The following is a 19,010-nucleotide window of genomic DNA, read 5'->3' as shown; positions in this document are numbered from 1 at the left end:
AGCTAATAGCCAAAAAATGAACGGTATTACATACATAGAAAACTTCATCCAACAACCAGAAGTATTATTTGATTTTTTAAAAAACAATGTTTCTTGGGATGAGCGTATGTCTGCACGTAAAACAGCGAGTTTTGGGAAAGCATACAACTATTCTCAAATCAGTTATCCGTATGAACCATTCCATAAAGAAATACAAGAAGTTATTGATTTAATTGAAAAAACACTCAACTTTGTGCCAAACAACTGTTTGATTAACTATTATTTGGATGGAAAATCTCGAATGGGTTTTCACTCTGATCAAACAGACATATTAGCAGAAAATACAGGTGTCGGAATCGTTTCAGTTGGTGAAACACGAACATTACGATTTCGAAACATAAAAAATAAAGAAGTAATAAAAGACTTTGAATTGCCTTCAGGTTCTTTTATTTATATGACTAACGAAGTACAAGACAAATGGCAACACGCAATTCCAAAATCAGATACTGAAAAAGGAAGAATGAGTTTGACCTTTCGTAAGATGAAATAAAAAAATAGCTAAAAGCAAAGAGCCAAAAGCCAAAAGCTAATAGCCAAAAGCTAAAACATGATAAAAAACGACCTATTTCTAAGAGCATTAAAAGGAGAAACCGTAGAACGTCCGCCCGTATGGATGATGCGCCAAGCAGGACGCTATTTACCAGAATTCATGGAAATCAAAAAAAAATACGATTTCTTTACACGTTGTCAAACACCTGAATTGGCAAGTGAAATTACAGTGCAACCCATTCGTCGCTACGGAATGGACGCTGCCATTTTATTTTCGGACATTCTCGTCATTCCGCAAGCCATGAATATTGAAGTGCAAATGAAGCCTAATTTTGGACCGTATTTGCCAAAGCCTGTGCGAACACAAAAAGATGTAGACAATGTTATTGTTCCTGATGCACAAGTCTTAGATTATGTGTACAAAGCCATCAAAGCGACGAAAGAACTGCTCAATGACGAAATTCCATTGATCGGTTTTGCAGGTTCGCCATGGACAATTTTGTGCTACTGTGTGCAAGGACAAGGAAGCAAAAACTTTGACAAAGCCAAAAAATTCTGCTTTACCAATCCGGTAGCGGCACATCAATTATTGCAAAAAATTACAGATACGACCATTGCGTATCTCAAAGAAAAAGTAAAAGCGGGTGTGAATGCGCTACAAGTGTTCGATTCTTGGGGCGGCATGTTATCGCCAACAGATTATCAAGAATTTTCATGGCAATACATTAACCAAATTATTGAAGCACTCAAAGATGATGCGCCCGTCATTGCATACGGAAAAGGTTGTTGGTTTGCGTTTCAAGAAATGGCACAATCCAACGCGGCGGCTTTAGGTGTCGATTGGACGTGTTCTGCACGAAATGCACGTTATCTCACAGGTGGAAACATCACATTGCAAGGAAACTTTGATCCAACGCGATTGTATTCGCCACCAGCGGAAATTAAGAAAATGGTGCATCAAATGATCAACGAATTCGGAAAAGACAAATACATCGTCAACTTAGGTCACGGAATTCTGCCAGACATTCCATTGGACAATGCCAAAGCCTTTATCGAAGCAGTCAAAGAATACAAAGTATAATACAATTGGGCGTTCCCACAAAAGTACGCTTCGAGAAAATCGCAGCGTACTTTTGTGGTCGGGCTTTCAGCAGTCGCTTTTTTTTAACACTACTTTGTCATTCCTGCAAAGGCAGGAATCCAAAAGCTCCAACAAAGCTTGTGCGGAGCGTAGTCGAAGTGCCTACATCCCTAACGTTGTAGTTCCCTAGAAATCGGGAATCTAACAAAATAAAAACTAATAAGTGATCCGTTGTTTGCAAAAGTGAATGACGGATTTTTTATACCATCAAATTTTGCACTACATTTACAACAATGCAACCAAAATTTTCCATAGCACTTTTAGAAACAACAGACAAAATTCCGCTTTTTGAGTTGATTCAAGCGAATGCCACACGATTGCATCAATATTTTCCAATTACCGCAAAAGAAAACTGTTCGTTACTGGCGACCGAATATTACATTCAAACCAAAATTCGCGAAGCCAACGCCAAAGAAAATTACACCTTTAAAATTGTTTCTAAAGTTTCTCAATTACCCATTGGTTTGTTGATCATAAAAAAGATAAATTGGCAAACCAAACAATGTGAACTTGCCTATTTTATTGATGGCGCACATGAAGGAAAAGGCATTGTTTCAGCGGGAATTTCACAATTGCTTTCCTACTGTAAAGACAAATTACACCTTACAAAAGCGGTTGTAATTATTGGAGAAGACAATCCAAGTAGCTTGCGTATCGCAGAAAAACATAACTTTGTATTAACGAAACGCATCAAAAACGGACACGAAGATTTTCACGGAAATGTGATGGACGTTTTACATTTTGAACGCAACTTATGATAAAAGAAATATTTAACGGAATTCAAGATTACTTTTCAGCATACCGCTTGTTGAACGAACTCAATTTATGGCGCTTTTTTAAAATCCCGATTATCGTCAGTTTTATTTTGGGAATTGTCATCATTGGTGCTTCTTGGGGTTTTTCAGATGATATTGGCGGTTATATTGCCAGTGTATGGACATTTTCTTGGGGTAAACAAACCGTAATTGCGATTAGTAATTTTATTGGTGGCTTGATCGTTTTAGCCTTCGGAATTGTCATTTTTAAACATGCGTTGATGATTATTGTGGCACCATTTATGAGTCCGATTTCAGAAAAAATAGAACGTCATATCTACGGAATTGTCAAAAAACCAGGCACCGGTTTTAAAGCACAAACATCCGCATTTGCAAGAGGAATTCAAATTGGCGTTCGAAACGCGTTCATTGAAATTCTGTGGATCATTCCGTTTTTCATCTTTAGTTTTATTCCTGTTATCGGTGTGGTATTTTTGGTGTTGATCTTTTTAGTGCAAGCGTATTATGCCGGATTTGGAAATATGGATTATACGCTAGAACGGTATTTTCCATACCAAAGAAGCGTTCAATATGTACGCGCACATCGTGGAATTGCCATTGGAAACGGAATCGTATTCATGCTGATTTTGCTAATTCCCGTAGTTGGAATTTTGTTCGTATTGCCACTTTCCGCCGTAGCGGGCACCCTTTCTACCTTGAGAGAATTGCACACAAAAAAGTGAAAATTCATTTTTTTAAGACTTCATATAGAATATTTCCTATAAATTTTCGCTACATTTCATGTTTAATTAAAATATAAAACATATGAAAAAAAGTAAAGCAAAATTAGCATTTAGTAAGAAAACAATTGCTTCTTTAGAAAGCATTTTAGGTGGATTCCAACAAGCACAAACTTCCTATGAAAGCTGTCCTGGACAGGCATGTCCAACAGAGAGAAAAACGTGTGCTGAAAACGGACCGTGTGAAGATACTATCCAAATGCCAATAAGATAATAAGCAAAAAGTTAAAACAATGAAAAAAAGTAAAACAACATTAAAATTAGGGAAAAACACAATTGTTTCATTAGAAGAACAAGCTCAAAAAATGATCATTGGTGGTTTTGCAGCACCAACTGATAGCTGTCCTGGTGCAGCGTGTCCGAGCGAAAGAAATAGCTGTAACTTATCTTGTAATGGCTATCCAAAATGTGTCTCCTAAAAACAGATTAATACCAATCTGATAGTTTAATTGGTATAACATACAATTTATATGAAAGAAGTCAGCAATGGCTTCTTTTTTTGCCTAAAGGAATTTTGCCATATTTCTAATATAAAAAGTACCTTTGCAATACAGTTCAAAGCAAGTGATTTAACATGAAAGACCAATTTCTCAACTACATTCATCAATTACAAGATTCCATTACGTCAACACTCGAAAAAATTGATGGAAAAGCTAGGTTTCAAGAAGATTTATGGGAACGTCCAGAAGGCGGCGGCGGACGTACACGTGTGATTGAAAATGGGGCTATTTTTGAAAAAGGCGGTGTCAACATTTCGGCAGTTCATGGAGAATTACCCGAAGCGTTACGTAAAAATTTCAAGGTAGAACAAGGTGATTTTTTTGCGTGTGGATTGAGTTTGGTATTGCATCCTAAAAATCCGTTCATTCCTACCGTGCATGCCAATTGGCGCTATTTTGAAATGTATGATGCTGATGGAAATGTAGTCACGCAATGGTTTGGCGGCGGACAAGATTTAACGCCCTATTATTTGTTTGAGGAAGATGCAACACACTTTCATTCCGTTTGTAAAGAAGCTTGCGACAAACATCATTCAGAATTTTATCCAAAATTCAAGGAAACTTGTGACAACTATTTTTGGAATGCACACCGAAATGAAGCACGCGGCGTTGGCGGATTATTTTTTGATTACCTAAAAAAGACAGACGAATTTACGATGCAAGATCGTTATGATTTTGTCACGGAAATCGGAAACAGTTTTCTACAAAGTTATGTGCCTATTGTAGAACGTCGCAAAGAAATGGAATACACACAAGCACACAAAGATTGGCAAGAAGTGCGACGCGGACGTTATGTGGAATTTAACTTGGTACACGATCGTGGAACTTTGTTTGGACTCAAAACCAACGGTCGTATTGAAAGTATTTTGATGAGTTTGCCACCAACCGTACAATGGAAATACAATCATCATCCCGAAGACGGAAGTGAAGAAGCAAAATTGATTGAAGTGTTGCAGAAGCCGAAAGATTGGGTTTGAAAAGCTCATGAAACGTCATTCTGAACTTGATTCAGAATCTCATCAAAGAATAGTTGAATTTATAGATTTACAAACACTTTTCTTCAAGCTATTTTTAAAAATTCACTACTTTTAAATCATGGAACACTACCGAAAACTCGAACGCATGTATTTATCTGCCAATATGAATACGCAGATTTATCATACGACCGAAATTGCAATTGACGATGAAACTGCTACGATTTCTATGACGATTGATCCAAAGTATTTTCATGCATTGGGCGCAATTCATGGTTCGGTATATTTCAAACTCTTAGATGATGCCGCTTTCTTTGCAGTAAATTCTGTGGTAAAAGATGCGTTTGTGTTAACCACTTCCTTCAATATCAATATTACACGACCTGTAAATTCGGGAAAAATAACAGCAACGGGAACAGTCAAATTCAAATCGCGCAATTTATTTGTGGCAGAAAGTACCTTGGTGGATGAAAAAGGACGTGAAATTGCGTTTGGCACAGGAAACTTCACAAAAAGCAAAATTACATTGAGCGAAGAAATTGGATATAAATAATGTAAGTTTTTCATATTGCGTGACTTTTCTTGAAAACTATTGTATTTTTAAATAATTTTAAAAATTGATGTAAAGAAAAATTGAACGCATGTTAGAAAGTTTATTAGAAGCCTTACAGTTTTCTCCCAATAATATTCCGCTCAAACTTCAAATTGCCAAACTATACATGCAGCAAGGAAGTTTTGAAGAAGCCGAACAACAATTGATCGAAATTATTGATCTAGACAGCAATCATATTGACGCCAAATACGAACTGGCAAATTGCTTCTACAAACAGCAAAAATTAACAGCCGCCGAAGTCTTATTAGAAGAAATCATCAAGGTAAATGCCGAACCAAAATATTTAGAATTGTTGTGCTATTGCCAAATCAATCAAGAAAATTATAGCGACGCGCAAGAAACCTATAAAGAACTTTTAGAACTTGATCCGAGTTACCAGAATGAAGATTTTGACAATATGTTAAAAGTCAATACAACGCGCGAACCCGATTTTATTGATGAAGATGGTTTGTCGTTCTTAAAAAAGCCAACGACCAATTTTGCCAGTATTGGTGGCATGGACGATATTAAAAAGGAGATTGATCTTAAAATCATAAAACCGTTAGAACACCGCGATTTGTACAAAGCGTATGGCAAAAAAATTGGTGGCGGTATTCTCTTATACGGTCCGCCAGGATGTGGAAAAACGCATATTGCACGTGCCACTGCGGGAGAAATCAACGCGAATTTTATCAGTGTTGGCATCAATGATATTTTGGACATGTGGATTGGAAACTCAGAGAAAAACTTGCACGAAATCTTTGAAACTGCTCGAAAAAATACGCCGTGTGTCATTTTTATAGATGAAATTGATGCGCTTGGCGCGAACCGAAACGATGTCAACAAAACCTCTGGAAGAACTGTGATCAATCAGTTTTTGGCAGAATTGGACGGAATTGACGCAGATAATGATGGAATTTTAGTCTTAGGTGCCACCAACGCACCATGGCATTTAGATCCAGCATTTCGCCGTCCAGGACGGTTTGATCGTATTATTTTTGTATCGCCACCAGATGTAGAAGCCAAAGCGTCTATTTTTAACATTCATCTTCAAGAAAAACCAACGGAAACCATTGATTATATGGCGTTGGCAAAAGCCGCCAAAGAATTTTCGGGTGCGGATATCCAAGCGGCGATTGATGTTGCTATTGAACGCAAATTAGAAGCTTCTTTCAAAGACGGAATTCCAAAACCATTAAGCACAAAAGATATTTTAAAAGCCATTAAAAAGATAAAACCAAGCACGAAAGAATGGTTTGTGTCTTCAAAAAATTATGCGTTGTATGCCAACGATAGCGGATTGTACGATGATATTTTAGCCTATTTAAACATCAAAAAATGATCGAATCAAAAAACCACTTACGCGGCGTGCAATTGTTTGAATTGGGACGTTTTCAAGAAGCGATTCCTTATTTGAGCGAAGCCGTTTCCGAAAGTGTGTACAATTATGCCAGCAAATACTATTTAGCATTGTGTTTTTTCAATGTGGACGAGTATGCAAAATCATCCCAAATGATTGATGAATTATTGCATGAAACACCCAATGAAGGTAATTTATTCTTTTTGAAAGCACAAATCGCTTCCCGATTAGACAAACTGCAAGACGCGATTAGTTTGGTGAATAAAAGCATTGAACTCGATCCGTATCAAGCCGATTATTTTGGGTTTAAAGGCGCGTTGTTGATGGACAAAAAGAAGTTTGAAGAAGCACTGCATTTTGTGAATGAAGGGTTGCAACTCGATCCTAAAAATACTGCCTGCTTAAACATTCGTGCACGTTTATTGACCAAGTTGAATCGGAAAGAAGAAGCCAATCAAACGGTAGAACATATTTTGTATGACAATGCCGAAGATGATTACGCACATGCCAATGTTGGATGGGTTTCATTGGAAAATGGCGATACTAAAAAAGCCTTGCATCATTTCAAACAAGCCTTACAACTCAATCCAAACATGCAATACGCGCGTGAAGGCATGGCAACCGCTATTAAATCGAAAAACTTCTTGTACAAATGGTATTTAAAATATGCCTTTTGGATGAGCAAACAGTCGTCGCGAAATCAATGGATTTTTATTATTGGTTTGTATGTTGCGTATCGCTTTGGCGTTAAAATGCTAGAAGCTTCTGATTTGACCTTTTTGATCATTCCACTTGTCATTGTGTATTTAGTTTTTGTGCTTGGCGGCTGGATTATGGAAGCATTATCGAACACTATTTTATTGGGCGATTCGTATGGAAAATATTTATTGACCGATAATGAAAAGTACAGTGGTTACGCTTTTGGCGGATTGACCTTAGCGGGAATTTTAGGCGTTGTTTTATTCTTCGCGCTTGACAATCCATTATACATGCTTTGGGGATTTACCTGTTTTTGTGCCTTATTGCCTTTACCAGGATCGTTTTTACGAGAAAGTAAAAAAGGACGAATGATTGGACTTTTTTATGGAATCGCGATGCTTTCCGTAGGTTTTCTGGGAATGTTATTTACAGCAGATATCATGCTCGTAGGCGGCATTGTGCTGGGAATGATGGTGGTGTATACATGGTTGTTTAATTTTATTTCGTGAGAAACATATTTACTGTGAGTTCGGCATAAATTTCATTCAAACAAAATTTTACAAAAAACATGCTTTAATCACCTAAAGTGTTAAATTTCAGTTTTTACTTTCGTTTTCTTTTTATATCAAACTCACAGTAACATGAAAAATTATTGTGAAATTTTATTCATTTACTGGTACTTGTTCAAGTATTTGGTACGTACTTAAATTTAAGAAGTTTCCAGGATCGCTTAGTATATTTTGCAAGATGAAAGGTGTATCTGGATTGGTTCCAGTGTATTGCGTATTTCCATCCATATCTATATCAGCATTACTGTAGCCCGTAAGAATAAATGTTGGTAAAACTAAAAAGTTGCCAGCGTCATTCAAAACTTGAGATAAGATAAAAGGCGAATCGGGTGTAATACCTGCATATTGCACTAAGGCATCGTTATTTACATCACCAGACCATAACGCCATGGTTCCTGTTCCCATGTCTTTTTGCGCATTGACTCCAAAGGTTATTTGATTCAAACTATTGGTAAAATCTACAGTAGTTGCCTGATCTGTTATTGAAAATACCGCTGCACTCATAATCGCTAAATGATTTCTGTGATGTATAGACACATAATAATCTGCATAAGGAACTGCAAGTTCTAGCGTTGAAATTCCATCTAACGCAACAACATCACCATCTTTTTGGAGCAACGCAGCTGCACTTGCAACAATATTGGTATTGTTTGTAGCGTCTCTTAATGCTACCCAAACCCAATCTACAATATCATCATCGGCGTTTCCTGTTCCACTAGTGCCACCAGCGTTAAAAACAGAAGCATCACAAGAAGATCCATCACCATACGGAGATGTTGTGGGTAAATAGCTAGAAACTCTTAAATCATCTCGCATTAAACTCGTATTTCCACTAGCCGATAACGCACCTTGTAGAAATACTTTGGGACTTATTTTAGCAAATAATTCACTTTGTTCCATTTTTAGAATGTACCCATCATAACTTCCCATAGATGTTAAGACATTGACGCCTGCCAAGAAATTAAAATCGTGTGATCCAACAAAATTTCCTATGGTGTATACATTATAAAGATGATCTACCGAGATAAACCTTCCATCATCTGAGCCGTTGGTTCCATCAGGTCTGTACGCCCAAACATATTCGCCTAAGTTATTGTATTTCGCAACAAAAATATCGCCTCCACCATTTATATCGGTAGTGATAGAAGTGAGACTGTTTGTGTTTGCTGAGGGATCAAAATCTATGGTTTCAAAAAAGCGCCCGGTAACGTAGGCACTTCCTTGTCCGTCTACAGCCACAGAAGCAATATCGTCAAAACCTGTATTTCCAAAAGTATTGGTCCAAATTAAATTTCCTGAAGCATCAATTTTAGTTAAAAACATATCTGTAACTCCTGCTGATGTTGCATTGGTTGTTCCTGTTGGAGAAGGATCTAAATCTACTGTACTTCTAAAAAAGCCAGCAACTAGCAAATCATCATTTGCATCAATAGCTATAGATTCGGTTTCTCCTCCATAAACATAAGTTCCTAAAACGTTTCCATTTGTATCAAATTTAGCGATAAAACTATCTCTAGTTTGTTGTGCAGTAAATATTCCAAAGGCACTCGTTAGTGTTCCTTTAAAATATCCTGTAATGTATACATTGTTGGAAGCGTCTAACACTAACGCATTTGATCTTGAGTCGTCATTTGTTGTTATTTTTCTTGACCATAAAAAATTACCCGCAGCATCTAGTTTCAATAAAAAAGCGGCGTCATCACTACCATTAGCTGTCATGTTATTTATGCCAGTTCCAGAATCAAAATCTACCGTTCCGCCAAAGTATCCAGTCACATAAATATTACCATCAGCATCGGTTTTAGACATCAATGCAGTATCTCTGACACTTGAATTTCCTCCAATCCTTTTAGCCCAAAGAAAATCGCCATTGGCATCTAATTTTTGAATAAATATGTCCCACGTTGGTCCAAATGAAGCTGTTACAGATGTTATGGAAATAGCTGCAATTGGAGAAGGATCAAAATCACACGTAGCGCGAAAACTTCCCACAGAAATAATATTTCCACTGCCATCTATATTGGTGTGCATCATTTCGCTATTTCCTGTATTTCCTAAAGCATTTATATTATCAATACCTTTTGACCATGTTAACGTTCCAGAAGCATCATATTTGTTAACAAAAGAAGCCGAAGAATGTCCAGAAATATACACGTTTCCTGAATTGTCACTTGTAATACTCGTTAAGTCGTCATTTGTTGTCGTTCCTACTTGGTTAACCCAAGCAAATTCTTGTGCTTGCATTCCACACGTGATTCCTATTAAAAAGAAGCTTAGTATTGTGTATTTTTTTATCATATTTGGTATAATTTATGCGTGTATTCTTTGAATTTGAGAATGTTGAATTGTGATGAATAAGTTTGTGAAGCAATCAAAAAAGTTGCGACTTCAAAGATAACTGACAACCGCTACTTTAAAACTATTATTGTGTTTAATATCATCGTATTTTATAAATAACGAGTACCTTTTGTATTGTTAGGAATATTTGACTGATGTTAGAATGTCTTTTTGCTGTAATTTATAACTGAAAAACACTTAATTTTTTTAGAAATCATACGGAACCCACGTTATTTAGTATCTTTGTAGAAGTCACTTTTTAAACAAAAAATATGTTTCCACTTCGACGCAACAGACGTTTACGCACCAATGCTGCCATTCGCGGTTTGGTAAGAGAAAATACCATTTCAGCCAACGATTTTTTAGTACCACTTTTTGTGGTGGAAGGCAAAGGTGTCAAAGAAGAAATTCCTTCGATGCCGAATTATTATCGCCATAGTTTGGATACGCTAGTTGGCGAATTGAAATTACTTTGGAGTTTAGGATTAAAAGCTGTTTTACTGTTTGTAAAAGTGCCAGATAATTTAAAAGATAATAAAGGAACAGAAGCCTTAAATCCAGATGGTTTGATGCAACGCGCCATCAAAGTGATAAAAAATACCTGTCCTGATATGATTGTGATGACCGATGTTGCGCTCGATCCGTATTCTTCGTATGGTCATGATGGCATTGTAGAAGATGGAAAAATTGTAAATGACGATACCATTGAAGTGTTGGCAGAAATGAGCGTTTCACATGCAGAAGCTGGAGCGGATTTTGTAGCACCAAGTGACATGATGGATGGACGTATTTTGAGTATTCGCGAAGCCTTGGAAGATGAAAACTTTACCGATGTTGGCATTATGAGTTACAGTGCCAAATACGCCTCAGCATTTTATGGTCCTTTCCGTGATGCACTCGATTCTGCACCAGGATTTGGAGATAAAAAAACCTATCAAATGGATCCTGCCAATCGTTTTGAAGCCATGCGAGAAACCGAAATGGACATTGATGAAGGTGCAGATATTGTGATGGTAAAACCAGGTATGGCATATTTAGATATTGTCCGCGAAGTGAAAAATGAATTTGATGTGCCAGTTGCTGTCTATCAAGTAAGTGGCGAATATGCGATGATTAAAGCTGCAGCGGAAAAAGGTTGGCTCAATCACGATCAAGTAATGCTAGAATCGATTATGGCGTTTAAACGTGCGGGCGCAGATATGATTGCGAGTTATTTTGCCAAAGATGTTATTAAATTATTATCGTAAAATGAAAAAATATATTGTACTTATTGTCCTTTTCGCAACTACATTCGCAAACGCACAAGACACACCAATTTCTGCCTTTTTAGAGAAATGGGAAAATTCTAAACAGTATTTAGTAGAAATGGCAGAAGCCATGCCAGAAGACAAGTATGATTTCAAACCTACTGAACGCCAAAAGACCTTTAAAGAGCAACTTTTGCATATCAAACAAAATATGGATTGGTTGAGTTCTACCTACTTTTCAAAAGAAACGAAGAACGATCAAAAGGAAGCAACGTATACAACAAAAGTGGAAGTGATTGCCGCATTAAAAATTGCATTTGATAATACAGCAACCATCATCAAAAAAGCTTCTCCCGAAGAATTAAAAGAAATTGTAAAATTCTTCGCGGGTCCTAAAACCAAGTTGCAAATTTTAAATTTATTGCAAGATCACGTTTCGCACCACAGAGGACAACTCATTGTCTATTTAAACTTAAACGGTATAAAACCGCCGCGATATCGTGGTTGGTAATAAAAAAGAGCCTGTATTGCTACAGACTCTCTTTCTCCCATTTTAAACTAAACCCAACTATTCTTTTATTAGTTGCTTTACCGTAGTTTTGTTATCATCTGTTGTGATTTTACAAAAATAGATACCCGTATTCCATGTTTGAATATTCACGTTATGTACTCCATTTTTGATCTGCGATTTGTAGTACGAAATTCCTCTTATGTCCGTAATTTGAACGTTTATGGTTTTGAATTCTTCGTAGTTTTCAACGTTGATTTCAACATTAGATTTTCCTGGATTTGGTGACAATTTAAGACGTATGTCTCCATCATCAGCTCGTAAAGGTTTTACTGTAAATGGTTGCGTTCCTGAAACTGTTGATTCACCATTATCACAAATTGCAGTTACAGAAAAACTATAATCTCCTGGCACTAAATTCGCTGTATACGTTGTGTCCGAAGTATTAAATGTATTTAACAAAACTCCCGTACTGCTGTACAAGTTAATTTGATAATAAGCTACACCAGCTTGTCCATTCCATGAAAAAACAGCAGGACGCGTATTGGAACCAATATTTAATCCGCTAGCGCTCACATTTAATCCTGTTACGACATCAATTCCACAAACTTTGCACTCTTCAGCTCGGTATGCAAAACCAATATTTGTATTTATATTCACATTTCCGTCACCGTTGGTATCTGATAGATTGTCCCAAGGAGTAAATAAGGTTTGGTGTGCTGCTATAGTATTTCGTAACGCTGTAGATCCAGGAAGTCCTAAGGCTCCAGAAACCCATTTTCCATACTGCTCCATACAACACTCTGGATTTGAGTTGTTAAATGGTAATACTGCTGAAATCAAGTAAGCACTTCTATGTTCAGAATCGCTCACAAATTTTCCTTTTCCTTTTCCATAAATATATCCTTTAGAAATCATAGACACTGTGACGATGTGGTTTGGCTCTAGCGTAATACCTCCAGTGTAACTTACTGAAAAATTATCTGCAGCTGATCCGTCTTCTTCTTCTTGATAATGTATATCCATTGGTGTTTGAAAAACATTTATAATTTGTCCACCTACATTAGTCACAGTCGTAGCCCAGTTGATTGGCACACCCGTATTAATTGCTACAACGACTCCCACAATAGAAGATGCTAAATCAACTGTATTCGTCCAAAATTCAGGATTCCAGGTATCATCTTGTGCTCTAGACAATTGAAATTGTCCACCAGCAAGTACCGTAATCTGCGTATCTGTTAGATATTGATCTGTAGCAAATAAGGCAACACCGTCTTCCACAGCTGCAAAACTGGAATGCGTTCCCCAACCACCTGTGGCAGAAGTAGCTACCCAAGAATCTCCATAATAATTTGCTCGTAAATCAATGGTTTTAGCGCAGCCACAATCTTCTGGCAATAAGCTTCCATTGGTACATAAATAATTAAATGACATATGCGCGTAACTGTTAGAAGATGTTTCATTACCGCTTACCGACTTTTCATATTCATATTCATTGTTTGTTGTTGGTGAATTTAGCTTTAATCGCTGACGTGTTGCGGCTCCCGAAATAGATTCAGAATACCAAGTAGTCAAGCCGCTTTGGTTTTCCGGTGGTGAAAATTGATTGGTATAATTTGCGGCCACATCATATGAAGAGTTTACCGTAAGCACAACACAATTACAATCTGTATCTCTTGAATCGCCTCGCAATTCTCTTAAAAGTGTAGTTACTTTAGGCTGCATTTCTTGCGAAATGTTCTGCGTAGCTAAATACGCATCTAAAGGAAGTTGTTCGTCTCGTTTATTTTGCCAATCTTTTATTTGATTAAACAATTCGAGCGTGACTTCAATATTATCACCTTCAATTCTTGAGTTTTGAGTTTCTTTCACTTCTTGCGCCATTGTTGTATGTGTAGCAAGATGTACTACTGATAAAGCCACGAACATCACAAGGCACTTTTGTAATAATGTAAGTTTAATGATATTTTTTTTCATAATTTAAATGTTTTTGTTTGAAGCAAACTTATCATGTTAAATCGCTGAAAAAAAGCATCTATACTGACGCTTTATAAAGGAGTAACTGATGCTTTATAAAGCATCACCACTATTTTTTATAAAAAATGACACATCTTGACTAAAAAAACGAAAACTTCAAAGATTCTACGGAGGTATCTAAAAAATTGAGCAAAATATTAGCTAAATTCGCCACATACAATTTTTGAAATATCATGACACTATTAATAATTTACGGAGTAATTTCTATATTCTTTTCCTTTCTATGTTCCATCTTAGAAGCTGTATTATTGAGCGTTACTCCAACGTTTGTAAACATCCAGAAAAAAGAAGGAAAAGCCTTTGCCGACAATTTGAAAGCCTTAAAACAAGATGTTGACAAACCGTTAATCGCCATTTTAACACTAAATACCATTGCGCATACTGTGGGTGCCATTATGGTTGGTACAGAGGCAAAAAAACTTTATGGTGACGAAGATAGTTACGGTGTATTTATCATCTCTGTTATCATGACTATTTTGATTTTAGTGGCTTCAGAGATCATTCCAAAAACTATTGGCGCCATGTACTGGAAACAGCTTGCAGGTTTTACTACACGAACGCTTGATATTATGGTGCTGATTTTAAAGTACACAGGAATTTTATGGATTTTGCAATTGTTCACCAAAATTATTGGTAGCAAAGGTCATGGCGAAAGCATCTTGAGTCGTGAAGATTTTACGACAATGACGCAAATTGCAACCGATAAAGGTGTGTTTCAAGAGTCGGAAAGCAAAGTGATTCGTAACATGCTTGGTTTTAAAGATATTTTGGTAAAAGATGTCATGACACCGCGATCGGTTTTAAAAATTGATTCGTCTGACAAAACCATTCAGCAGTTTTATGATGAAAATCCCGATTTAAAGTTTTCGCGAATTCCAATTCACGGCTCTAAAAGTGATGATATTTCTGGCTATTTCTTAAAAGATACTTTAATGGAAGCCATTATTGATGGAAAAGGTTCAGAACCGTTGTCTTCTATTCAGCGCGAATTGTTGGTTACTGAACGAAATTTGCCGATTCCTGAATTGTTTGAAAAACTCATTGAACATCGCGAACATATTGCCTTAGTTGTAGACGAATACGGTTCTGTAAGCGGATTGGTAAGTCAGGAAGATGTCATTGAAACCTTGCTTGGTTTGGAAATTATGGACGAAAGTGATAATGTGGCCGACTTGCAACAACTCGCTCGTAAAAGTTGGGAAAAACGTGCTAAAAAGTTAGGAATTATTGAAAAAAATAACCCAGAAGAATAAATCGACTGGGCATTTGTCATTGGTAAATTTTACGCAAATCACCAACTACTAACAACTTTCTTTTGTAACGGATTTATATATAAACTTCGTAATTATTATCGTAAATTAGAAAGCACAAATTTATGAAAAAAATACACTTCATCTGTAATTTTACACATTTTATCGACGAAGTAGCGTTTTAAGTCCGATGAATACACATACAGCACATATTGAAACTCCACTGGGAATCGCTAAAGTTGTTTCCGACACTGTTGGTATTCTCGAAATTTCTGTGGTAGATGAAAAAATTGAGATTGAAAACTCTGAACATAATCCACAAGTTTTAAAAGAATGTATTGTACAGCTGGAAGAATATTTTGCTGGAAATCGAACTGAATTCAATCTATCATTAACTCCAAAAGGAACTACATTTCAACAAAAAGTATGGAAAGAACTCAACAAAATTCCATTTGGAAAAACCTGTTCCTATTTAGATCTTTCCAAAAAATTGGGCGATGTCAAAGCTATTCGTGCCGTAGCTTCCGCGAATGGAAAAAATCCACTTTGGATTGTCACACCGTGTCACAGAGTTATTGGAAGTGATGGTTCGCTCACAGGGTACGCTGGCGGATTGTGGCGAAAAAAATGGTTGTTGGAGCATGAAAGTCCTGTAAAGCAACAATCATTATTTTAATTTCATTTCAAGAAAAATAAATAACGTGAGTTCGACTTAAAAAACCTTTATTTTACTTGTAATTTACTGAAAAATAAACACTTGTCAGTTCGAGCGCAGTCGAGAACAGCTAAGAATTGATATTTTCAAAGGAATCTCGACTGCGCTCGATTTGACATTAAGTGTAATGTATTAACAATAATGTACATAGCATAATATTTATATCGAACTCACGTTAAATAGTATCTTCTGTTTGTACGATAAGACAAAAATATCAAGATGAAAAAATCATTTCCATTCCTACTGTTACTCCTTTTTTTACTCAATTCTTGTAATGAGAAAACTGAAAAATCACAAAACACGGAAGCATTTCCTCAAAAACAAGCTGTAAAAACTGAAATCATTGATTTATCACACTCCTATTCTGATGAAACGGTGTATTGGGTTACGGCAAAAGAATTTAATTTAGATACGGTTTTTAAGGGAAAAACAGACAAAGGGTTTTTCTATGCCGCCAATAATTTCAGTACTGCAGAACATGGCGGAACACATATTGACGCACCAATTCACTTTGCCGAAAAAGGACAATCCGTCGATGAAATACCACTTGAAAAACTGATCGGTGCTGCCATAAAAATAGATGTTTCTAAAAACGCACTTCCAAATCCAGATTATCTCATTACCATTGACGATTTAAAAGCTTGGGAACAAAAAGAGAATACAAAAATTCCAAACGGAAGCATCGTATTATTACAAACCGGATTTGCCAAATACTATCCCAACAAAGTAAAATATATGGGCACTGACGAACGTGGAGAAATGGCTGTTGAAAAGTTACATTTTCCCGGATTGTCTGCTGAAGCTGCCGAATGGTTGGTACAACAACGCAATATAAACGCAATCGGAATTGATACACCAAGCATTGATTACGGACAATCTACATACTTTAAAAGTCACGTAATTTTACTACAGCAAAATATTCCTGCTTTTGAAAATTTGACCAATTTAGACAAATTGCCGAGTAGCGGATTTGAAATCATTGCATTACCCATGAAAATTAAAGGAGGAAGTGGCGCTCCTTTGAGAATTGTAGCTATTGTTAAAAAGTAAAAGGATCAAAAAAACAAGTCGCGCAAACACAAGAAATGACCGTTGAAAAACTATGTATTTGACCAATGCAAATGCACAGATTTTTGCAGAAGTCATCAAAACCCTGTATATTGCTGAAAAGTCTTTCTATAAAGAAAAGCTAAAAAAACGAAAACTAGCAAAGTCTTCCTAGTACCTAATTCTTCCTCATGAACGTACTAAATAAAGACGTATGTTACATAAAATTAACTTAGAAAATGTATTGTTTCTAGACATAGAAACGGTTCCTGAATATCCACATTTTGACGATTTGGATGCCGAAGAAAAAACGCTTTGGGAACAAAAAACTTCGTATCAACGTAAAGACGAATTTACCGCTGACGAATTCTATGATCGTGCTGGAATTTGGGCAGAATTTGGTAAAATCATCTGTATTTCCGTTGGCTATTTTGCCAATAAAGGCGATATCCGACAGTTTCGAACAACTTCCTTTTACGGCGAAGAAGAGCACTTATTACGGGAATTTAAAGCGTTGCTCGAATCGCATTTCAACCGACCTCAACAATTGCTTTGTGCGCACAACGGAAAGGAATTTGACTTCCCATACATTGCGCGTCGTATGATTATCAATCGCGTTCCGTTACCGTTTAAGTTGAATTTATTCGGCAAAAAACCATGGGAAATTCCGCATTTAGATACGATGGAACTCTGGAAGTTTGGCGATTACAAACACTATACTTCCTTGCGTTTGATGACGAAAGTTTTGGGCATTCCATCTCCAAAAGATGATATTGATGGCAGTCAAGTCCGCAATGTATTTTACGAAGAAGGCGATATTGATCGCATCATTACGTATTGTGAAAAAGATGTCATCGCTGTCGCGCAGATATTACTCAGATTGCGCAATGAACCGTTGTTGGAAGATGAAGAAATGTTGCATGTGTAGTTGGCTATTAGGTCTTTGGTTTTGGAACGCTTCATTTCGGCAAGCTCAATGTAAACGCTTTTGGATGTTAGCTTTTAGTATTTTAGTCAATTATACTTGAACTAAGTATAACAATATGTTTCTTAGAAAGTCATTTTCAAATCATCAAATTGATGATTTGACAAATTAATATTTTATATATTCGTTCAATTCAAAACCACTTCTATGAATTTTAAAACTTCCTTTATTTGCCTGATTTTTCTTTTTATTGCGGCGTGTTCTTTGCAGAAATCCATCTATAAAAACGAAACAACCATCAAAGAATTACGCAAAAATTCAAACGCAACGATTGACAATTGGGACAACACTGTTTCAGCTATCGACTTTTACAAAGAAGTACCAGAAACGTACATTCCAGAAAGTGGCGTTCGTGGACGCTATGCCTTATACGATCAATTTTTTAGCATTGCTACTTTAGAAACTATTGTTGGTGAATCTGTCTTTTTAAAAGGTCCGCATACTACTTCTCCAAATTATAAAAGTGATAAAGCGTTTGGGTATTACAATCCGCTATTTATCAAAAAATTGGAAGATAATCTTCGGTTTGTCTTTAAAAATAAAACCTTTGTCAAAGGTCTGCAAGCACATTATGATAGCAATCTCAAAAAATATATACGCACCTATTATCTTTCGTATAAAGTTGCCGCAAACAATCAAGAAATTATGAATGGGTATTTGGACGCGATTGCCGATCCTGAAAAACACGATTATATGAATGGTCGCATTAAAGGGCCATCATTTTATTTACAAGAAAAGTTTCGCGATTTTGCGGAATCTCAAGAAAAAAATGGCTACGATGTGTATGAAGCATTTACCTGTCCTGGTTTTTGGATTCGACGCTCTATTGACGGAACTGCCGATGAATTTTATGAAGTATTAAAGCTTACGCTAGAAACGTTTGATCCAACGTTTATGGCTGGTTAGTGTTTGTAATACCAATTTACACATAAAATGGTGTAACTATTCGAGTTTTTAAACGCTCAC

At 36.5% G+C, this 19,010-nt stretch carries 19 protein-coding genes; 17 read left to right on the top strand and 2 right to left on the bottom strand.

Annotated features, from left to right (window positions below; translation table 11 throughout):
* The first annotated feature begins 16 nt into the window (after window positions 1–16).
* The 10 genes from KORDIASMS9_RS06475 to KORDIASMS9_RS06430 all read left to right on the top strand — a co-directional run bounded on the left by KORDIASMS9_RS06475 (window position 17) and on the right by KORDIASMS9_RS06430 (window position 7,858).
* The gene (locus KORDIASMS9_RS06475) at window positions 17–529 is read left to right on the top strand and encodes an alpha-ketoglutarate-dependent dioxygenase AlkB (protein WP_114902064.1); all 513 of its coding nucleotides are present in this window, start codon (window positions 17–19) and stop codon (window positions 527–529) included.
* Window positions 530–586: 57 nt separating this feature from the next.
* Window positions 587–1,609 carry a uroporphyrinogen decarboxylase gene (gene hemE, locus KORDIASMS9_RS06470; RefSeq protein ID WP_114902063.1) on the top strand — a complete coding sequence of 341 codons (1,023 nt, stop codon included), beginning with the start codon at window positions 587–589 and terminating at the stop codon, window positions 1,607–1,609.
* Window positions 1,610–1,902: 293 nt separating this feature from the next.
* Window positions 1,903–2,427 carry a GNAT family N-acetyltransferase gene (locus KORDIASMS9_RS06465; protein ID WP_114902062.1) on the top strand — a complete coding sequence of 175 codons (525 nt, stop codon included), beginning with the start codon at window positions 1,903–1,905 and terminating at the stop codon, window positions 2,425–2,427.
* Entirely contained in the window at window positions 2,424–3,167 is a 744-nt protein-coding gene (locus KORDIASMS9_RS06460; RefSeq protein WP_114902061.1) for an EI24 domain-containing protein, read from the top strand. Before KORDIASMS9_RS06465 ends, KORDIASMS9_RS06460 begins: the two co-directional genes overlap by 4 nt.
* 82 nt (window positions 3,168–3,249) lie before the next feature.
* Window positions 3,250–3,438 carry a hypothetical protein gene (locus KORDIASMS9_RS06455; RefSeq protein ID WP_114902060.1) on the top strand — a complete coding sequence of 63 codons (189 nt, stop codon included), beginning with the start codon at window positions 3,250–3,252 and terminating at the stop codon, window positions 3,436–3,438.
* 19 nt (window positions 3,439–3,457) lie between these two features.
* Entirely contained in the window at window positions 3,458–3,643 is a 186-nt protein-coding gene (locus tag KORDIASMS9_RS06450) for a hypothetical protein (RefSeq protein ID WP_114902059.1), read from the top strand.
* Between the two features lie 155 nt (window positions 3,644–3,798).
* The gene (gene hemF / locus KORDIASMS9_RS06445; RefSeq protein WP_114902058.1) at window positions 3,799–4,701 is read left to right on the top strand and encodes an oxygen-dependent coproporphyrinogen oxidase; all 903 of its coding nucleotides are present in this window, start codon (window positions 3,799–3,801) and stop codon (window positions 4,699–4,701) included.
* 118 nt (window positions 4,702–4,819) lie between these two features.
* On the top strand, window positions 4,820–5,251 hold the full coding sequence (locus KORDIASMS9_RS06440) for a PaaI family thioesterase (protein WP_114902057.1): 432 nt from the start codon (window positions 4,820–4,822) through the stop codon (window positions 5,249–5,251).
* A gap of 88 nt (window positions 5,252–5,339) precedes the next feature.
* Entirely contained in the window at window positions 5,340–6,632 is a 1,293-nt protein-coding gene (locus tag KORDIASMS9_RS06435; RefSeq protein ID WP_114902056.1) for an ATP-binding protein, read from the top strand.
* Window positions 6,629–7,858, top strand: a complete 1,230-nt coding sequence (locus KORDIASMS9_RS06430; protein ID WP_240321145.1) for a tetratricopeptide repeat protein — start codon at window positions 6,629–6,631, stop codon at window positions 7,856–7,858. Before KORDIASMS9_RS06435 ends, KORDIASMS9_RS06430 begins: the two co-directional genes overlap by 4 nt.
* Before the next feature lie 153 nt (window positions 7,859–8,011).
* On the opposite strand, the gene KORDIASMS9_RS06425 is transcribed toward KORDIASMS9_RS06430, so the two are convergent.
* A complete protein-coding gene (locus KORDIASMS9_RS06425) occupies window positions 8,012–10,216 on the bottom strand; it encodes a hypothetical protein (protein WP_162819792.1) in 2,205 nt (734 codons plus the stop codon).
* Window positions 10,217–10,527: 311 nt separating this feature from the next.
* On the opposite strand from KORDIASMS9_RS06425, the gene hemB reads away from it, so the two are divergent.
* Together hemB and KORDIASMS9_RS06415 are read left to right on the top strand one after the other, a co-directional pair.
* A complete protein-coding gene (gene hemB, locus KORDIASMS9_RS06420; RefSeq protein WP_114902054.1) occupies window positions 10,528–11,502 on the top strand; it encodes a porphobilinogen synthase in 975 nt (324 codons plus the stop codon).
* Window position 11,503: 1 nt separating this feature from the next.
* Window positions 11,504–12,013, top strand: a complete 510-nt coding sequence (locus KORDIASMS9_RS06415; RefSeq protein ID WP_114905164.1) for a DinB family protein — start codon at window positions 11,504–11,506, stop codon at window positions 12,011–12,013.
* 57 nt (window positions 12,014–12,070) lie between these two features.
* On the opposite strand, the gene KORDIASMS9_RS06410 is transcribed toward KORDIASMS9_RS06415, so the two are convergent.
* Entirely contained in the window at window positions 12,071–13,987 is a 1,917-nt protein-coding gene (locus KORDIASMS9_RS06410; protein ID WP_114902053.1) for a T9SS type A sorting domain-containing protein, read from the bottom strand.
* A 233-nt stretch (window positions 13,988–14,220) separates the two neighbouring features.
* Between KORDIASMS9_RS06410 and KORDIASMS9_RS06405 the strand changes: the two genes are divergently transcribed.
* The 5 genes from KORDIASMS9_RS06405 to KORDIASMS9_RS06385 all read left to right on the top strand — a co-directional run bounded on the left by KORDIASMS9_RS06405 (window position 14,221) and on the right by KORDIASMS9_RS06385 (window position 18,950).
* The gene (locus KORDIASMS9_RS06405; RefSeq protein WP_114902052.1) at window positions 14,221–15,300 is read left to right on the top strand and encodes a CNNM domain-containing protein; all 1,080 of its coding nucleotides are present in this window, start codon (window positions 14,221–14,223) and stop codon (window positions 15,298–15,300) included.
* Between the two features lie 187 nt (window positions 15,301–15,487).
* A complete protein-coding gene (locus tag KORDIASMS9_RS06400) occupies window positions 15,488–15,973 on the top strand; it encodes a methylated-DNA--[protein]-cysteine S-methyltransferase (protein WP_114902051.1) in 486 nt (161 codons plus the stop codon).
* A gap of 258 nt (window positions 15,974–16,231) precedes the next feature.
* Window positions 16,232–17,062: a cyclase family protein gene (locus KORDIASMS9_RS06395; protein ID WP_114902050.1), complete on the top strand. Its 831-nt coding sequence runs from the start codon at window positions 16,232–16,234 to the stop codon at window positions 17,060–17,062.
* 211 nt (window positions 17,063–17,273) lie between these two features.
* Window positions 17,274–17,987, top strand: a complete 714-nt coding sequence (locus KORDIASMS9_RS06390; RefSeq protein WP_114902049.1) for a 3'-5' exonuclease — start codon at window positions 17,274–17,276, stop codon at window positions 17,985–17,987.
* Window positions 17,988–18,191: 204 nt separating this feature from the next.
* Window positions 18,192–18,950, top strand: a complete 759-nt coding sequence (locus tag KORDIASMS9_RS06385) for a hypothetical protein (protein ID WP_114902048.1) — start codon at window positions 18,192–18,194, stop codon at window positions 18,948–18,950.
* The last annotated feature ends 60 nt before the right edge of the window (window positions 18,951–19,010 follow it).

It is taken from the genome of Kordia sp. SMS9, assembly GCF_003352465.1.
Taxonomy (GTDB): domain Bacteria; phylum Bacteroidota; class Bacteroidia; order Flavobacteriales; family Flavobacteriaceae; genus Kordia.
This window is presented reverse-complemented; position numbering and strand designations above follow the sequence as displayed.

What these genes read in the sequence shown, in the direction of transcription:
- KORDIASMS9_RS06475 (WP_114902064.1), top strand. Translation starts at nt 17, where the DNA reads ATGAACGGTATTACATACATAGAAAACTTCATCCAACAACCAGAAGTA.
- hemE (WP_114902063.1), top strand. Translation starts at nt 587, where the DNA reads ATGATAAAAAACGACCTATTTCTAAGAGCATTAAAAGGAGAAACCGTA.
- KORDIASMS9_RS06465 (WP_114902062.1), top strand. Translation starts at nt 1,903, where the DNA reads ATGCAACCAAAATTTTCCATAGCACTTTTAGAAACAACAGACAAAATT.
- KORDIASMS9_RS06460 (WP_114902061.1), top strand. Translation starts at nt 2,424, where the DNA reads ATGATAAAAGAAATATTTAACGGAATTCAAGATTACTTTTCAGCATAC.
- KORDIASMS9_RS06455 (WP_114902060.1), top strand. Translation starts at nt 3,250, where the DNA reads ATGAAAAAAAGTAAAGCAAAATTAGCATTTAGTAAGAAAACAATTGCT.
- KORDIASMS9_RS06450 (WP_114902059.1), top strand. Translation starts at nt 3,458, where the DNA reads ATGAAAAAAAGTAAAACAACATTAAAATTAGGGAAAAACACAATTGTT.
- hemF (WP_114902058.1), top strand. Translation starts at nt 3,799, where the DNA reads ATGAAAGACCAATTTCTCAACTACATTCATCAATTACAAGATTCCATT.
- KORDIASMS9_RS06440 (WP_114902057.1), top strand. Translation starts at nt 4,820, where the DNA reads ATGGAACACTACCGAAAACTCGAACGCATGTATTTATCTGCCAATATG.
- KORDIASMS9_RS06435 (WP_114902056.1), top strand. Translation starts at nt 5,340, where the DNA reads ATGTTAGAAAGTTTATTAGAAGCCTTACAGTTTTCTCCCAATAATATT.
- KORDIASMS9_RS06430 (WP_240321145.1), top strand. Translation starts at nt 6,629, where the DNA reads ATGATCGAATCAAAAAACCACTTACGCGGCGTGCAATTGTTTGAATTG.
- KORDIASMS9_RS06425 (WP_162819792.1), bottom strand. Translation starts at nt 10,216, where the DNA reads ATGATAAAAAAATACACAATACTAAGCTTCTTTTTAATAGGAATCACG.
- hemB (WP_114902054.1), top strand. Translation starts at nt 10,528, where the DNA reads ATGTTTCCACTTCGACGCAACAGACGTTTACGCACCAATGCTGCCATT.
- KORDIASMS9_RS06415 (WP_114905164.1), top strand. Translation starts at nt 11,504, where the DNA reads ATGAAAAAATATATTGTACTTATTGTCCTTTTCGCAACTACATTCGCA.
- KORDIASMS9_RS06410 (WP_114902053.1), bottom strand. Translation starts at nt 13,987, where the DNA reads ATGAAAAAAAATATCATTAAACTTACATTATTACAAAAGTGCCTTGTG.
- KORDIASMS9_RS06405 (WP_114902052.1), top strand. Translation starts at nt 14,221, where the DNA reads ATGACACTATTAATAATTTACGGAGTAATTTCTATATTCTTTTCCTTT.
- KORDIASMS9_RS06400 (WP_114902051.1), top strand. Translation starts at nt 15,488, where the DNA reads ATGAATACACATACAGCACATATTGAAACTCCACTGGGAATCGCTAAA.
- KORDIASMS9_RS06395 (WP_114902050.1), top strand. Translation starts at nt 16,232, where the DNA reads ATGAAAAAATCATTTCCATTCCTACTGTTACTCCTTTTTTTACTCAAT.
- KORDIASMS9_RS06390 (WP_114902049.1), top strand. Translation starts at nt 17,274, where the DNA reads ATGTTACATAAAATTAACTTAGAAAATGTATTGTTTCTAGACATAGAA.
- KORDIASMS9_RS06385 (WP_114902048.1), top strand. Translation starts at nt 18,192, where the DNA reads ATGAATTTTAAAACTTCCTTTATTTGCCTGATTTTTCTTTTTATTGCG.